Source organism: Mycobacterium marinum, from assembly GCF_003391395.1.
In the GTDB taxonomy this organism is placed as follows: domain Bacteria; phylum Actinomycetota; class Actinomycetes; order Mycobacteriales; family Mycobacteriaceae; genus Mycobacterium; species Mycobacterium marinum.
The window spans coordinates 4,942,945-4,958,636 of the sequence record NZ_CP024190.1; the positions used below are offsets into that span (position 1 = coordinate 4,942,945).

A 15,692-nucleotide genomic window follows, 5' to 3' on the forward strand; every position below is an offset into this window, starting at 1 on the left:
CGCAACGGGTGCGGGCCCGCTCGCTGACCCGAGCACGGCGAACTCGAGCCCGCATGGTTGCCCCGACCGAGTAGCCACCGCGACCCGACACAATCCTGACACCCGTTTCCTGGGTCCAACGTTGATAGTGTCGGCTGGGTCGCGGTTGGTTTGGAGGGTCAACGATGAGCGAGGCGCCCAGTGCGCGCGCAGGGTCGATGTTCGGCCCCTACCGCCTCATCCGCCCTCTGGGCCGTGGCGGGATGGGTCAGGTCTACGAGGCCGAGCACACCGTTAAAGGGTGGGCCGTCGCGGTCAAGTTGATGTCGGAAACCTTCAGCAGCGATCCGGTGTTTCGGGAGCGCATGAAGCGCGAAGCCCGCATCACCGGCCGGTTGCAGGAACCCCACGTGGTGCCGATCCACGACTACGGCGAAATCGATGGGCAGATGTTCCTGGAGATGCGCCTGATCGAGGGCACCAACCTGGACAGTTTGCTCAAGCGCTTCGGCCCCCTGACCCCGCCACGCGCGGTAGCGATCATCACCCAGATCGCCTCGGCACTGGACGCCGCGCATGCCGACGAGGTGATGCACCGCGATGTCAAACCGCCCAACATCCTGATCACCCGCGACGATTTCGCCTATCTGGTCGACTTCGGCATCGCCAACGCGGCCACCGACGAGAAACTCACCCAGATGGGCACCGCGGTAGGCACCTGGAAATACATGGCCCCCGAACGGTTTACCAATGACAGGGTCACCCACCACGCCGACATCTACGCGCTGGCATGCGTGTTGCACGAATCCCTGACCGGGTCTGCGCCCTACCAGTCCAACAACGCCGGGTTGTTGATCAGCGCCCACATGATGGAGCCCATCCCCAAGCCCAGCGCGGTCCACCCGGAAATCCCCAAGGCCTTCGATGCGGTGATCGCGCGGGGCATGGCCAAGAAACCCGCAGACCGCTACGCCAGCGCCGGGGACCTGGCCCGCGCCGCCCACCAGGCGCTCAGCACCCCCGATCAGAACCAGGCAGAGACCATATTGCGGCGCAGCCAGCAATCCACCCTGCCGGGCCAGGTCGTCGAGCAACCTACCCTCGAACACCGGCGGGAGCCCCGTTCCGGGCCGGCCAACCCCCAGCACAGCTCTGGCCCAATGCCCGCCTACAGCTGCGAACCGATCCCCAGGTCGGGGCCCTCAGGGCCGACCCACCCGCCGTCGGGTGCCATCGGCCAGCCGGCCTGGTCCCCCGGCGCGCATCCCGCTGCCCCGGCACACTCCCCCGTTGCGCCCCCGCCCTGGGATGGCGGCATGTCCCCCGGCGCGGCGCCACGCGCGCTGGCGCCGCAACAGCTTGGCGGTACGCCGGCATGGAATCCGGGTGTCCCACAGCGGCCGCCGCGTGCTCGCAATCCCTGGGCGATTGTCTCCGGCGTCGCCGTAGCAATCCTGGTCATCATCCTCGTCGCGATCGTCATCTGGGCGGCCACCCACGATGACAACCCGCAACCAACCGGACAACGAACCACCTCCACCACGGCGCGAACCACAACCGGCAGCACGGCCACAACCACCCCCGCACCGTCGACCACATCGCGGCGCCCCGACGCCCAAACCCGCTTGATGGGCCTGCTGCCGTCGGGCTACCCCACTGGTGCGTGCACGCCGGAGACGCGGCCGATGCCGGGCGCAGTGGCATCGGTGAAGTGCAAGAAGAACACCGATGCCGACGGGCCTACCGTGGCCGCCTACGGGCTGTACGCCAACCTTTCGGCGCTCAAGAACGCATTCACCGCGTTCATCGGAACCTTTTCGATCCTCACCTGCCCCGATGGAAAGGCGTCACCAGGAACGTGGTGGCACACGCAGGACCCCAACACCGTCCTCGGCCAGGTCGCCTGCGGCATCTACAAGGGTGCCGAACCGCAGGTGATGTGGAGCAACGAGCGAACGCTGGTATTCGCACTCGTCGCCGCAAAGCCGCCCGGACCCAACCTCGACCAGCTCTACGACTGGTGGTCCTCACACTCATGAACAACCACGACAATCGGAGCTGGGTAGACGCACCGGAGGCGATGCATGCACGACAGGATCGGTGACGCGACGACGAATCCGCCCCGCCTGGAGCTCCGGGCCGCCGGACGCACCTGGCATGCCACACCGAACCGGGCATGGACCATCGGTCGGGCCGCCGAAGCCGATATCCGCCTGGACAATCCACGGGTCTCGCGACTGCACGCGGTCCTCGAGCCGACGCCGGCGGGATGGGTGCTGGTCAACCGCAGCCGCAACGGATCGTTCGTCGGCGGCACGCCGGTGCAGCGCGTGCCGATCCACCAGCCCGTCACGGTGCTGCTGGGGTCCGCGTCTTCCGGACAGGCGATCGAGCTCCACCCCGCGATCCAGGCACCCGATGCGCAGCCGGGGCGCAACGTCGCCGCTGCGCCAGACCCGCTGGACGGAACGACAGTCGCCCGGGCGCCGACCACGGTGCACGCCATCGACCAGCTCGTCGTCACGATCGGCCGCGGAGCAGACAACAACGTGGTGTTGAACGACCTGCTGGTGTCTCGGCGCCATGCCGTGTTGCGGCGCTCCGGTGACCAATGGGAGCTGGTCGACAACCACAGCGCCAACGGGACCTACGTCAACGGCAACCGCATTACCCGCGCGCTGATCGGGCCCAACGACATTGTCGGCATCGGGCACCAGCTGATGCACCTCTCCGGTGACCGGTTGGTGGAGTACGTCGACATCGGCGACGTCTCCTATGAAGCGTCCAACCTGCGGGTGGTAACCAAGAAGGGTCGGGTGTTGCTGTCCGACGTGAGCTTCGTGCTGCCACAGCGCAGCCTGTTGGCCGTGGTGGGGCCAAGTGGCGCGGGCAAATCCACGCTGCTGGGCGCCCTAACCGGATTCCACCCGGCGACCAGCGGCACAGTGCGATACGACGAACGCGACCTCTACAACAACTACGCGGAGCTGCGACACCGCATCGGATTCGTTCCCCAAGACGACATCCTGCACACCCCACTGACGGTGCGGCGGGCGCTGAATTATGCGGCGCAACTTAGGTTTCCCCAAGACGTCTCCGCTGAGGAGCGCCGACAGCGCATCGAAGAAGTCCTGGCCGAGCTCGGGCTCACGACCCAGGCCGACCAGCGCATCGACAGCCTGTCGGGGGGCCAGCGCAAGCGCACCAGCGTCGCACTGGAATTGCTGACCAAACCGTCGCTGCTGTTTCTGGACGAGCCCACCTCAGGGCTGGATCCCGGCTATGAGAAGTCGGTCATGCAGACCCTGCGCTCCCTAGCCGATGATGGTCGCTCCGTGGTGGTGGTCACCCACAACATCGCCCATCTCAACATGTGCGACCGGTTGCTGATCCTGGCTCCTGGCGGACGTCTGGCCTATTTCGGTCCGCCGCAGCAAGCGTTGAGCTACTTCAACTGCACAGACTTCGCCGACCTTTTCACCCTTCTCGAGCAGGACAAAGCCACCGACTGGACGGCCCGGTTCAATGCCTCACCCCTGCGCGCGGCGCTGACCCCGCACCCGGCCCAACGCCCGGCGCACCCCGCCGCCGCGCGCACCACCAAGCCGGTCGCACAGCAAAGCGCGTTCGCGCAATTCGCGATCCTGTGCCGGCGATACGTGGCAGTCATCGCTGCCGACCGTCAGTATGCGGTGTTCCTGCTGGTCCTGCCGTTGCTGCTGAGCCTGTTCGCCCATGCCGTGCCCGGCAAGGCCGGGCTCTCGCTGGCCAAGGCGATCGAGCTGCGGTCGACCCAGCCCGCGCAGTTGCTGGTGTTGCTGATCATCGGCGGCGCGCTCATGGGCTGCGCCGCGTCGATCCGCGAAATCGTCAAGGAGCAGGCAATATATCGCCGCGAACATGGCATCGGCATGTCCGGCGGCGCCTACCTGGCCTCCAAGCTGGTTGTCCTCACCGCGCTGACCACCGCGCAGGGCCTGATCCTCGGGTTCCTGGGCCCGGCGTTTCTACCCGCGCCCGACCAGTCCATCGTCATGCCCTGGCCGACGGTCGAAGTGGCCGTGGCGGTCGTCGCGGTCACCGTCGTGTCGATGATGATCGGCCTGCTGATTTCGGCGATGATCGGCAACGCCGATCGGGGCATGCCGCTGCTGGTGCTCGTGGTGATGGCCCAGCTGGTGCTGTGCGGCGGAATGTTCGGCGTCAAGGGCCGGATCCCGCTGGAGCAGTTGGCCTGGCTGTCGCCGTCGCGCTGGGCCTACGCGATGGCCGCTTCCACCGTCGACCTCAACGACCTGCGCCGCGCTGCGGGCGGCGACCAGGATCCGTTGTGGGATTACGAGGTCAGCAGCTGGCTGATCGCGGCCGGCGCGTGTGTGGTGCAGGCGGCGGTACTGGTGACCCTGATCGCCTGGCGACTCAGGCAGCTCGATCCGCAACGAAAAGCCCGCAGGTGAAACCGGGCTGTCTCAGACGTGCTTCACGACGAATGGGACTGCGCACACGGCCAGCGACCCGCACGACAGTTGCAGCGACAACAGCCGATACCCGACGTTGTAGACAACGTATGACCAACCGCGCCCGCCAAGGCCACCCCACCGCAGCGACAGCATCGTCTTTCCTTCCAATAGCGGGTCCGCCAACAGGGTCGGCGGGGTTCGGCGTTCGGGAAAGCATGTGCCGCAGCGCTTGCCGCATTCTTGACGGATCCTTGCCAGCCCATCGGTCAGCCGAGGCCAGGGATTTCGGGCGCGGCGCTGCCCGTCTTGCGCGGGTCGAACGGTCGCCGCTCGCCGCCGGCGGCTTCCCCCTTGGTGATTTGCGAGTGACGCCGCCGTTCCCAGGAAATTGGTAGGGTCGCGACATTGCGAGTTGATTGGGAGGATCAACGATGAGCGACGCGCAGGGCTCGCGAGTGGGGTCCACGTTCGGGCCCTACCGCCTGACGCGGCTGCTGGGCCGTGGCGGGATGGGCGAAGTCTACGAGGCCGAGCACACCGTCAAAGAGTGGACCGTCGCGGTCAAGTTGATGTCGGAAACCTTCAGCAAGGACCCGGTGTTTCGGGAACGCATGAAGCGCGAAGCCCGCATCACCGGCCGGTTGCAGGAACCCCACGTGGTGCCGATCCACGACTACGGCGAAATCGACGGGCAGATGTACCTGGAGATGCGCCTGATCGAGGGCACCGACCTGGACAATTTACTCAAGCGCTTTGGCCCCCTGACCCCGCCACGCGCGGTAGCGATCATCACCCAGGTTGCCTCCGCGCTGGACGCGGCCCACGCCGCGGGCGTGATGCATCGCGATGTGAAACCGCAAAACATCCTGGTTACCCGCGAGGATTTTGCCTACCTGGTCGACTTCGGCATCGCCAGCGCCACCACCGACGAGAAGCTGACCCAACTGGGCACCGCGGTGGGAACCTGGAAATACATGGCGCCTGAACGGTTTTCCAACGACGAAGTCACCTACCGCGCCGACATCTATGCTTTGGCGTGCGTGCTGCACGAGTGCTTGACCGGGAGCCCGCCCTATCGCGCCGACAGCGCCAGCATGCTGGTCACCGCGCACATGATGGATCCCATCCCGCAGCCCAGCACCGTTCGCGCCGGCATCCCCAAGGCCTTCGACACGGTGATCGCGCGCGGCATGGCCAAACAGCCCGGGGACCGTTACGCCAGCGCGGGAGATCTGGCGCTGGCCGCCCACGAAGCGCTGAGTAACCCCGATCAGGATCACGCCGCCGACATCCTGCGCCGCAGCCAGGAAGCAACCCTGCCCGGCCCTCCCGACCCCGCCGCTCCCCCGACCATGCCGGCCACCGCGGCCGCTCCTCCCGCCCGGCCCGGCCCGGCGGCCACCCCGCCGCGGCCGGCGCCCACGCCGCAACAACCGCCCTACTACCCGGCCGCCGCAGCTCCGGCTGCCGGCTCGCCCCCTTCAGGCCCCTCGGCGGTCGCCGGGCCGCCCCGCGGCGTGGGGCCGTCCGGACCCGCGGGACCGTCCGGGCCGATACCCCGGCCCCCGGCGGCCGGCCAGCCCGGCTGGCAGCAGGCGAGCGGCCCCATCCCCGCGAGTCAGCCCACCCCCAGCCCGCCGTACTACCAGGGAGCCGGTTGGGGCGGAGCACCGCCGCCCGGCCAACCCGCCGGCCCATCGACCTGGAATCAGGGCCCGCAGGGTCCGGGACCGCGCGGCCGCAACCCATGGCCGATCGTGGCCGCCGTGGCCATCGTGCTGGTTCTCATCGTCGGTGGAATTGGTGTCTGGATGATCACCCAACCGCCCAAGCCCTCGCCGCCGCCCAAACCGATAGCCGAGGACCGGCTGAGTTCTCTGCTGCTGAGCCCCGCCGAAGTCAACTCCGTGATGGGGGCATCCAATATCCAACCAGGTAAACCCATCACCTCGATGGATGCGTCACCGGTGACGCTGTCGCTGCCGGAATGCCAAGGCGCCCTGTATACCAGCCAAGACCCGGTCTACTCGGGCACCGGATACACGGCTATCAGTGGCCTGGTGGCCTCGGAACCCGGCGACAACAACGACCACTGGGTCAACCAGGCCGTGGTGTCGTTTCCCTCGGCCGCCAAAGCCAGCTCGTTTGTGGAGACCACGGCGGGCAAGTGGAAGAACTGCGCCGGTAAGACGGTGACGGTGACGAACAAGTCCAAAACCTACCGATGGACGTTCGCCCAGGTTGTTGGTAGCCCGCCGCGGATCACCATGCTCGAAACCCAGGAAGGCGCCGAAGGCTGGGAGTGCCAGCGCGCGATGAGCGTGGCCAACAACGTGATCGTCGACATCAACTCGTGCGGCTACCACATCACCGACCAGGGCGGTGCACTCGCCGACAAGATCGTCGACAAGATCCACAAGGAAACCAAGTACTGAGCTTGGGGCGGTCAGCCCTGCAGATCAGGCCCCTGCGCGCGCAGATCATCGACCGCTGACATCGCGGTCCGCAGCTTGTCCAGCCACTGCTCGGTGTGCTCACCGACCAGCTTGACCGACCACGCGAGAGCATCGGCGCGGGACCGGGCGACGCCGGCGTCGACAAGTGTGTCCAACACCTGGCGTTCCGGCTGCTTCAGGCGCGTCATCACCGGAACCGCGATGTGGGTGAACAGGATTCGCTCCGTGCCGGCGTCGGAGACAACGTCGACGCCCCAGGACACCTTGCGCGCGTAGCGCTCCTGTGCCTCGTCGGCGATATTCATCCGTTCGGCCCGGGTCTCTTCGCGGAATCGCGAGGCTCGCCCTTCTGAATGTGCCTTGCCCTGCTCCGATCCGGAATCCTCGGGTGCCCCCAACGTGCCGATCACGGTGATCTCCTCCCGGTCGACAACGACGGCGGGGGCGCCCTCGAACCAGTCCTCCGGAAGCCGTCCAGCAAACCAATCGGCGGCATCGCTGGCGTCAGGTTGCTGGGCTTGCTGCCAGCCGCCGGAGCGCCCGTGCCGGCGCCCGTGCATGTGATGATGTGCTTTCATGATTACATGATTACATAGTTACAACTAAAAGCAATCGTTGTTCGCCGGCGGCGAACCGCCCAACGGCCCACGACCGCCTCGCAAATGTTGCAGCCAACAGCACAAAAACCGTTGCTATCAGCGGTTCATGGTTGTATTTTTGTTAGCGAAGCAGGCCCGGAACAGACCGAACTCAAGTGCCGGAGGATGGGGTGGAATCCGGCCGCGTAAGCGCCGCGTAAGACGGACCAAACGCCCCCGGGAGTCGCTCCGGGCCTGCCCATATGACGTCGAGTCAACCTCAGCCCACCGCTAACGGCCCTCTGTTGCGGTGTCGGCCGCAAGGTCCGCAAGGTTTCGCCGGACCCGGAACAGCTTGGTTTCGTTCTTGATTCCCTTCAGCCGCCGCGGCCCGGCAAATGACCACTCGAATCCAGCACCGGCGGCCGTGTCACGAACGGCGTCACACACCGAATCCGCGGCCAGCACCGTGCCGGGTCTCGCGACCCCGGTGATCCGGCTCGCCGCGTTCACCGGGCTGCCGAACCAGTCGCCGGCCCGGCTCACCGCCCGACCACACGCAACCCCGGCCCGCAGCCGAGGGAAGGCATCGTCGGTGTCGACGACCTCGACCAGATTCAGCACCGTGTCCAACAGCGGCGCCGGATCCGGACAGACCAGCATCACGGCGTCGCCGATCGTCTTGATGAACCGCACCGGCGGGGCGGTCAGTTCCCGAGCCAGATCGGCCAGCCGGCCGGCGAGCTGGCCCAACTCCTCGGCCGATACCACCTCACCCAGCTTGGTGAAGCCGACCAGGTCGGCGAAAGCGACGCTGACCTCACGTGCACCTGGCAACGGCTTGCCGGCCGCCCGCTCACCGGCGTTGACGGCTTCGGTCTCCATCATGTGCCGCAGCTGCATGAACAGCATCTCCTGGATCATCGGCCCCAGCAATGGCGCGATCTGACTCACCAGCGCCTTCGACCCCTTCGCGATGTCCAGTTCGGTGGCTCCCGGGTGCATGATCGCCTCCAACGCCGTGTAGCGCATGACTTCGGCCGCGCGGGAGAGGCCCTCGGCGAGCACGCGCACCACGAGCACGATCTGATCTGGGTTCAGCCCCAACTCAATGAACCTCTGCGTGTATGCGGCGGCTTCACCGTCTGCGCGCATGTAGACGACGGCGTCCGGGTCATCCACTCTGGCCAAGCCGACCGCACGCTGTACGCGCTGCAGCAGATCCAGGTCGATGCCATAGGTTTCGCTGATCTCGCGGGTGGACACGTAGGTGCCGTCATCGCCAATGACGTGGCGAGTGGCCAGCAGCAGCGGCGGGTTGGTCGTGCGGATCTCAGCTGCGGTGATGCCCTGGCTGAACAGCCAGTCGATCAGCTCGGCACGTTCCGCGCGGGCGGCGCCCTCAAGTCCTTCGAGTAGATCGTCGGTGTTCTCGCCGGCCGGCTCGGGTGCCCGGTCCACGCTGTCCTCCACGACGTCAACGTATAACGCCGCGACGCCACTGGACGCGCTAATGCCCGCCCCGCGGCGCGACACCGCCCCCCGGGCCGGCCGGCGGCGGTAGCATCCGATCATGCCGTTGTCCCCCGGCACCGTTTTTGCCGGATACACCATCGTGGGATTGCTCGGCTCCGGCGCAATGGGCGAGGTATACCTGGCGCAACACCCCCGATTGCCCCGCCGTGATGCGCTAAAGGTGCTACCCCCCGACGTATCCGCGGACACCGCGTTCCGCGAGCGATTCCAGCGCGAAGCGGATCTGGCCGCCACCCTGTTGCACCCTCACATCGTCGGAGTACACGGCCACGGCGAGTTCAACGGCCAGCTGTGGATCTCGATGGATTACATCGAGGGAACGGACGCCACCGCGCTGATCCGCAGCCAGTATCCGGCCGGCATGCCCGTCGCCGAGGTGGTCGCCGTCGTGACCGCCGTAGCCGAAGCACTCGATTACGCCCACCAGCAAGGCTTGCTGCACCGCGATGTCAAACCCGCCAACATCTTGCTCACCGAGCCGGACAACGCCGGGGATAGGCGGATCTTGCTAGCGGGCTTCAGGATCGCCGGCCAGCTTGGCGACACCAGCGCAATCACCGCACCAAACGTGACGGTAGACATGACCGCATACTGTGCGCCAGAACAGTTGGGGAGAGCTGACATCGACGGCCGTGCCGACCAGTATGCGTTGGCCGCCACAGCATTTCACCTTCTCACGGGGGCTCCTCCGTATCAGCATGCCGATTCGGCCGCGGTGATCAGCCAGCATCTGAGCGCACCGCTACCGACGTTGAGCGATCGGCGCCCCGAGCTCGCGCCATTGGATCCAGTGTTCGCCTCCGCCCTGGCCAAACATCCCAACGAACGCTATTGGCGATGCCGCGACTTCGCGCAAGCGCTATCTCGAGTCGCATCACCCCAGGGCGCGGCCGCGGCGGTTTCGCCGTTGGATCCCACCTTGCCCGCCGCCATCTCCGTGCCTCCCGAATACGCCGCCGCCACCCAAGCCGCCCCCGCACCGATGCCGTGGTACCCGACGGCACCGGCGCGGCCACGGCGCCAAGTCAGCACGATTGTGGTCCCTGTGGTTCTGGCCCTGCTGCTGGTATCTGCCGTCGCGTTCGCCGTCACCCAGGTGTTACGGCCGGACCCGCGGCAGACAACCGCGGCCCCGGCCGAGGCGCCCCAGTGGCAGCCCTACGTCGACCATGCCAAACAGTTCGCGATCTCCTTAACGAGCGTCAACCCGCAGACCATCGATGCCGACATCCAACGCATCCTGGACGGGTCGACCGGAGCATTTCACAGTGATTTTGCCGACAAGAGCGCCCAATTCAAGCAGTCAATAGTGGACGCGGGCTCGGCGACCCAAGGCAAGGCCACCGGCGCAGGCCTGGAGTCCATCAGCGGCACCACCGCCCACGTAGTTGTCTCGGTGACCTCGAACATCACCAAAAGTACCGGCGTACAACAAGAGCCACGGCAGTGGAGGTTGCGAATCCAGATCGAGAAGATCGACGACGCCTATCTGGCGTCGCGGGTGGAGTTCGTCACGTGACCCAGCATGGAGCACCGCGGGCCGCCTGGTGGGTGGTCGTCCTCGCGCTCACCGCCGCGACGATGATGGCCGCAGCACTGGGCGGCTGGCAGATGCTGGCCAAGAACCGGCAGTTGCCGCCCGTCGCCGGCCCAGCACTGGTCGCCGACCAACCCGCGGCCCGAGAAGCCGTCCTGAAGGTCGCCAAAACCAATGTGGCCAAGATCCTGACGTACACACCTCAGAACGTGGAAGAGGTCGCGAGCGCCGCCGAACGGCTGTTGACCGGCGAATTCCTGTCCTATTACCGGCAATTCACCGGCCAGACAGTGGTCCCCACGGCCCGGCGCGAGGGCATCAGCACCACTGCCACCGTGAGCGGCGCCGGAGTCGAGTCCCTGACCAGCCAGCGGGCCTCGATCTTGGCGTTCGTCGACCAATCCACCACCACTCGGGACCAACCGTCGCCGAAAAGGGCTACCAGCTCCGTTCGGGTCGGCCTGACCAAGGTGGAGGGCACCTGGCTGATCGACTCGTTCAAACCGACCTAACCGCACCCCGCTGTCACGACACCGGAGGTCGCCGACCAGCCCACGGTCGGGCGGCTTCGATCTGCGCGGACAACGACAGCAGTGTCGCCTCGTCGTAGGGCTTGCCCACCAGCTGTATCGAGATCGGCATGCCGTCGTCGTCGAAGTCCCACGGGACGACGGCGGCGGGCTGGCCGGTCAGATTCCAGACCTGCAGATACGGAACCCGCTGCGCTACCAGAAGCAGCGTCGACACCGCGCCCCGGCGCTGGTAGGCGCCGATTCGGGACGGACCGTTGGCAGTGCCGGGAGTGATGACGACGTCGACGTCGTCGAAAATCGACTGGATCCGTTTGTTCAGCGCGGCCTCGGCGGCTCGCAGGGCCGCCATCCGGCGGTCCGAGAAGAACGAACCCATCCGCGCGATGGCACGGGTGCGCGCTTCGAGACGATGCGGGTGGGCCAGCGCGTCCGCGTCGTCGCTGATACCGCGAAGGTAGCGGGGCAGGTAATTGGCGTAGAGGGCGGCCGGATAGTCGGGGTCGCGGTTGATCACCTCATGGCCCAGCTCACGCAACAACCCACCGGCCCGATACACGGCCGCCACCTCGGCCTGGCCGACCCGGACCGGAAGCGGCGTAGGAATCTTTGCGCTCAGGGCAATTCGCAGTCGGCCGGGCTCGCGCTGAGCAGCGTCGGCAAACTCGGCGTCGGGACCCGGCACCGTTGTCGTCGCGTCCAGCAGCAGCGCAGCGTCGAGCACCGAACGCGCTATCGGCCCGTTCACGCTCAATCCGTACCAGGCACCGTCGTGGGGCTCTAGCGAGATCCGATCCCGCTGGGTCTTCAAACCGAACACACCACACCAGGTCGACGGGATGCGGATTGATCCGCCGCCATCGGATCCGAAGGCCACCGGCGCCAGGCCCGCGGCGACCGCGGCGGCGCTGCCCCCGCTGCTTCCCCCAGGTGTGCGAGCGGGGTTCCACGGATTGCGGGTGGCCCCGAAGGTCAGCGACTCGGTGTAGGGCATCATCATCAGCTCGGGCACATTGGTCTTGCCGATGATGACCGCACCCGCTGCCCGCAACCGCCGCACCATTTCCGCGTCGGAGCCCGCCGGCGCGCCATGCCCACCGCTGCCGTAGGTCGTCACCTCACCGGCGACGTCGACGTCGTCTTTGACCGCGATCGGAACACCGAGCAGCGGAAGCCTTTCCCCGGCGTCGAGGCGCTGTTGGGCGACCTCGGCCTCCTCGCGCGCGGCGTCGTAGCGCACCACCCGATAGGCCCGCAGCTCGCTGTCGAGGCGTTCGATCCGTTCCAGGTAGACCTCGAGCAGCATGGGCGCGGTGACTTCACCGTCAGCGAGCATTCGGGCCTGGGCGGCCGCTCCAGCGAAGGCAAGATCGGACGGGTCCACTGCCGCAGCGTATCCCGCTGCACCAACCGGCGAATCGGCCATCCCCGACCGGCTCGGCGGGGCCAGCCCCGGCCCCCGCCACCGGAGCAGTACCGTGGCGACATGTCCTGCGTGTTCTGCGCGATCGCTGCCGGCGAAGCTCCGGCCATCCGGATCTACGAAGACGACAACTATCTGGCCATCCTGGACATTCGGCCGTTCACCCGCGGACACACCCTGGTGCTGCCCAAGAAACACACCGTGGATCTGACCGACACTCCGCCGGAAACCCTGGCTCAGATGGCCACCATCGGACAGCGGATCGCAAAGGCGGCCCGGGCCACCGAGCTGGCCGATGCAACCAATATCGGCATCAATGACGGCAGTGCGGCGTTCCAGACGGTGTTCCACATCCATCTGCACGTGCTACCGCGGCGCGACGGGGACAAGCTATCGGTCGCCAAGGGCCTACTGTTGCGCCGCGACAACGATCGGGAAGCCACCGGCCGAATCCTGCGCGACGCGCTGGCCCGCATCGAGGCCAGTCAGTAAGACTGGCCTCATGAGCAATCTCACGCCGTTCGAGCAATACGTGGGCATCCCCATCCTGCGTCTGCACGACACGATCTACCGCAAGACCAACGGCCGAATCGGCCATCGCATCCCGGGTGTGCCGCCCAGCCTGCTGCTGCACACCGTCGGCGCCAAGACCGGCCAGGCGCGCACCACGTCGCTGACGTATGCGCGTGACGGCGACTCGTATTTGATCGTCGCCTCCAACGGCGGTGACGAGCGCTATCCGGGCTGGTACCACAACCTGCGTAAGCGTCCCGATTGTGAAATCAACGTCGGCCCGAAACGAATCGCGGTGACCGCGCGGCGGGTCACCCCCGACGATGCGGACTACCAGCGGATGTGGCAGCTGGTCAACAAGAACAACGCCAACCGCTATGACAGCTACCAGCGGCGGACGTCACGGCCCATCCCCATCTTCGCGTTGACACCGGCGGCGTAGGGCTGCGGCTAGAACAGTTCCTTGGCCAGTAGCTCGCACGTCGCCACCCGCGCCGGTGCGGTGGCCGGGTCGGTGCCGCGATGCGCGGAGGCAACGGGGTGGACCATGACCTCATCAACACCGAACCGCTGCCCCAGAGCGCGCACCTGCTCGGCGGCCTCCTCGGGTGAGCCGACGACGGCCCGTTCGAGTCCGCTGTCCACGATGCGTTGCTGCTCGGGGGTCAACCTGGCGTCCTGGGCTTCTTCGACGAGCTGCACGGCCCCGAGCGGCTGGCCGGTGCGCAGCCGCGCCATCATGTGCAGATTGGGCATCATCAATGCGGTCGCTTCCTCGCGGGTATCGGCCACCGCGGCATTGACGGTCAGGAACGTCACCGGCCGGGCGGCCAGCGCACTGGGGACGAAGCGGGATCGGTACAGCTCGAGCGCCTCTTCGGTGCCCTTGCCGGAGAAGTGATGCGCGAACACGTAGGGCAGCCCCTTTGCCGCGGCCAGCCGCGCCGAATACATCGATGATCCCAATAACCACAGTCGCGGCTGGGTGAGCGCCGCCGGTGTGGCCTTGAGGATGTAGTCACCGGATTGCAGCGGTACGCGCACGCCCCGCGCACTCATCAGTGCGACCACATCGTCGAGGTAGTCGGGAAAACTCTCGATGTCGCGTTCCTGTTGCGCCGGTGAGCGGCCGCCTCGCAGAGCGTAGGACGTGACCGGGTCCGACCCGGGTGCGCGGCCGATGCCCAGATCGATACGACCGGGGGCGGCCGCCTCCAGCAGAGCGAACTGCTCGGCCACCGCCAGCGGCGCGTGGTTGGGCAGCATCACCCCGCCCGATCCCAGGCGCAGGTGCGTGGTCCGCGCGGCCAGGTAGGCGATCAGGACCGGCGGGCTGGTAGCGCCCACCGATGCCATGTTGTGGTGCTCAGCAACCCAGTAGCGCGTGAAGCCGAGGCGCTCGGCAGTCTGTGCCAGCGACACGGTGGCCGCCAGCGCATCCCGGGTCGACTGATCGGTGCGCACCGGGACGAGATCGAGAACGGAAAGACGCACGCTGCCCACAACGCCTACGGCAGCCCGAACCTTCCCACTGATCCGATCAGCCCTGCCGGTAGTCCTCGAGCTCCAACGAGTTGACGATGCGTTCGAACGCTTCCTCGGGTATCGGCTCTCCGCCGGGGATGTTGTCGGTGACCAGCCATTGATTGCGCTCGACGAAGCCGCTGAATTCGGCATGGTAGTTCGCGAAACCGCGCTGGTAGTCGTTTCCGGCGGCGGCCAGCTCACCGGCCAGGATGTAGGCGCCCAACACGGCGACACTGGTCCCTTGGCCCGACAGCGGCGAGCAGCAATAGGCGGCGTCGCCGACGAGCGCCACCCTGCCCTTCGACCAGCTATCCATGACGATCTGGGCCATTTCATCGAAGTAGAAGTCCGGTGCGCTGCGCATGTAGTGGAGCAGCTGCGCACGTACCCAGCCGTCCTCGATCATCCGCCGTTCCAACTCTGCGAATTGAGCCTCGGTATCGCGGTAGTCGATCTGCAGCTCGGTGTCCATGAAGCCCAGCGCCGCGCGAGCCTCGGAGTTGTCGCGGGCGCTGTAGACCCCGGCCATGGTGTTGTCGCCGTAGTGCCACTTCTGCCAGTAGTCCAATTCCAGGAAGTTGGGCACGGTGAAGATCGCCGCGTAGGTGCCCAGCCGCTTGATGAACTGCTCCTCCGGGCCGAAAACCTTGCGGCGCACATTCGAATGCAGACCGTCGGCTCCGATCAGGAAGTCGAAGGTGCGGGTACCGGACCGGACGAAGGTCACCTCGACGGCCGCGCCGTCATCCTGCAATGTGGCAATGCTGTCGTCGAAGATGAACTCGGTCGTCGATTGGATTGTGCCGTAGAGCAATTCGATGAGATCGTCCCGCAGCAGCTCGATGTTGGGGCTGTCGATGGGACCGCCGGTGGGGGTCGACTCGGTATCCTGGGAGAGCTCGTTTCCGTCCCGGTCGACCACCGAAGCTCCCCGGATGCCGGTCTTTCGCTCCCGGGCGGCGTCCAATATCCCCATCCGATCCAGCACAGTCAGCGCCGGGCCTCGGACGTCAATCGCTTGGCCGCCGGGCCGCAGCCCAGGGTGGCGCTCCACGATCGTGACCGAATAGCCTTGTTGTTCAAGCCAATATGCCGTCGTCAAGCCAGCCACGCTGGCTCCGGAAATCAGAACTTTTTGCACCCCGACCACTTT

The 15,692-nt window shown here is 66.7% G+C and carries 13 protein-coding genes; 7 read left to right on the forward strand and 6 right to left on the reverse strand.

The annotated features are described in order from the left end of the window. Nucleotides 1–164 precede the first annotated feature (164 nt). Both CCUG20998_RS20695 and CCUG20998_RS20700 read left to right on the forward strand, forming a co-directional pair. Nucleotides 165–2,018, forward strand: a complete 1,854-nt coding sequence (locus tag CCUG20998_RS20695) for a serine/threonine-protein kinase (RefSeq protein ID WP_020729978.1) — start codon at nt 165–167, stop codon at nt 2,016–2,018. 45 nt (nt 2,019–2,063) lie between these two features. Then, the gene (locus tag CCUG20998_RS20700; protein WP_020729977.1) at nt 2,064–4,436 is read left to right on the forward strand and encodes an FHA domain-containing protein; all 2,373 of its coding nucleotides are present in this window, start codon (nt 2,064–2,066) and stop codon (nt 4,434–4,436) included. A gap of 12 nt (nt 4,437–4,448) precedes the next feature. Here the strand turns inward: CCUG20998_RS20700 and CCUG20998_RS28010 are convergent, their stop codons facing one another. After that, complete coding sequence (locus CCUG20998_RS28010) at nt 4,449–4,592, reverse strand: hypothetical protein (RefSeq protein WP_020729976.1); 144 nt, start codon at nt 4,590–4,592, stop codon at nt 4,449–4,451. Between the two features lie 278 nt (nt 4,593–4,870). On the opposite strand from CCUG20998_RS28010, the gene CCUG20998_RS20710 reads away from it, so the two are divergent. Next, the gene (locus tag CCUG20998_RS20710) at nt 4,871–6,874 is read left to right on the forward strand and encodes a serine/threonine-protein kinase PknH/PknJ (RefSeq protein WP_038580417.1); all 2,004 of its coding nucleotides are present in this window, start codon (nt 4,871–4,873) and stop codon (nt 6,872–6,874) included. Nucleotides 6,875–6,885: 11 nt separating this feature from the next. Here CCUG20998_RS20710 and CCUG20998_RS20715 read toward each other — a convergent pair whose 3' ends face one another. Both CCUG20998_RS20715 and CCUG20998_RS20720 read right to left on the reverse strand, forming a co-directional pair. Further along, nucleotides 6,886–7,473, reverse strand: a complete 588-nt coding sequence (locus CCUG20998_RS20715) for a hypothetical protein (RefSeq protein WP_036456192.1) — start codon at nt 7,471–7,473, stop codon at nt 6,886–6,888. Nucleotides 7,474–7,764: 291 nt separating this feature from the next. Continuing rightward, on the reverse strand, nt 7,765–8,934 hold the full coding sequence (locus tag CCUG20998_RS20720; RefSeq protein WP_020729972.1) for an adenylate/guanylate cyclase domain-containing protein: 1,170 nt from the start codon (nt 8,932–8,934) through the stop codon (nt 7,765–7,767). Between the two features lie 112 nt (nt 8,935–9,046). On the opposite strand from CCUG20998_RS20720, the gene CCUG20998_RS20725 reads away from it, so the two are divergent. Next, complete coding sequence (locus tag CCUG20998_RS20725; protein ID WP_020729971.1) at nt 9,047–10,528, forward strand: serine/threonine-protein kinase; 1,482 nt, start codon at nt 9,047–9,049, stop codon at nt 10,526–10,528. Next, nucleotides 10,525–11,058, forward strand: a complete 534-nt coding sequence (locus tag CCUG20998_RS20730) for a hypothetical protein (RefSeq protein WP_020729970.1) — start codon at nt 10,525–10,527, stop codon at nt 11,056–11,058. Before CCUG20998_RS20725 ends, CCUG20998_RS20730 begins: the two co-directional genes overlap by 4 nt. Nucleotides 11,059–11,071: 13 nt before the next feature. Here the strand turns inward: CCUG20998_RS20730 and CCUG20998_RS20735 are convergent, their stop codons facing one another. Then, complete coding sequence (locus CCUG20998_RS20735; protein WP_020729969.1) at nt 11,072–12,460, reverse strand: amidase; 1,389 nt, start codon at nt 12,458–12,460, stop codon at nt 11,072–11,074. A 102-nt stretch (nt 12,461–12,562) separates the two neighbouring features. On the opposite strand from CCUG20998_RS20735, the gene CCUG20998_RS20740 reads away from it, so the two are divergent. Continuing rightward, nucleotides 12,563–12,991, forward strand: coding sequence for an HIT family protein (locus CCUG20998_RS20740; RefSeq protein ID WP_036456190.1), 429 nt, complete (start codon nt 12,563–12,565; stop codon nt 12,989–12,991). Between the two features lie 10 nt (nt 12,992–13,001). Continuing rightward, nucleotides 13,002–13,454, forward strand: coding sequence for a nitroreductase family deazaflavin-dependent oxidoreductase (locus CCUG20998_RS20745; protein WP_012395751.1), 453 nt, complete (start codon nt 13,002–13,004; stop codon nt 13,452–13,454). A gap of 8 nt (nt 13,455–13,462) precedes the next feature. Here CCUG20998_RS20745 and CCUG20998_RS20750 read toward each other — a convergent pair whose 3' ends face one another. Next, entirely contained in the window at nt 13,463–14,506 is a 1,044-nt protein-coding gene (locus CCUG20998_RS20750; protein WP_020729967.1) for an LLM class flavin-dependent oxidoreductase, read from the reverse strand. A gap of 46 nt (nt 14,507–14,552) precedes the next feature. Continuing rightward, the gene (locus tag CCUG20998_RS20755; protein ID WP_020729966.1) at nt 14,553–15,680 is read right to left on the reverse strand and encodes an FAD-binding protein; all 1,128 of its coding nucleotides are present in this window, start codon (nt 15,678–15,680) and stop codon (nt 14,553–14,555) included. Between the last annotated feature and the right edge of the window lie 12 nt (nt 15,681–15,692).

Excerpts from the sequence above, each read along its gene's own strand:
- CCUG20998_RS20695 (WP_020729978.1), top strand. The coding sequence starts at position 165 with ATGAGCGAGGCGCCCAGTGCGCGCGCAGGGTCGATGTTCGGCCCCTAC.
- CCUG20998_RS20700 (WP_020729977.1), top strand. The coding sequence starts at position 2,064 with ATGCACGACAGGATCGGTGACGCGACGACGAATCCGCCCCGCCTGGAG.
- CCUG20998_RS28010 (WP_020729976.1), bottom strand. The coding sequence starts at position 4,592 with ATGCTGTCGCTGCGGTGGGGTGGCCTTGGCGGGCGCGGTTGGTCATAC.
- CCUG20998_RS20710 (WP_038580417.1), top strand. The coding sequence starts at position 4,871 with ATGAGCGACGCGCAGGGCTCGCGAGTGGGGTCCACGTTCGGGCCCTAC.
- CCUG20998_RS20715 (WP_036456192.1), bottom strand. The coding sequence starts at position 7,473 with ATGAAAGCACATCATCACATGCACGGGCGCCGGCACGGGCGCTCCGGC.
- CCUG20998_RS20725 (WP_020729971.1), top strand. The coding sequence starts at position 9,047 with ATGCCGTTGTCCCCCGGCACCGTTTTTGCCGGATACACCATCGTGGGA.
- CCUG20998_RS20740 (WP_036456190.1), top strand. The coding sequence starts at position 12,563 with ATGTCCTGCGTGTTCTGCGCGATCGCTGCCGGCGAAGCTCCGGCCATC.
- CCUG20998_RS20745 (WP_012395751.1), top strand. The coding sequence starts at position 13,002 with ATGAGCAATCTCACGCCGTTCGAGCAATACGTGGGCATCCCCATCCTG.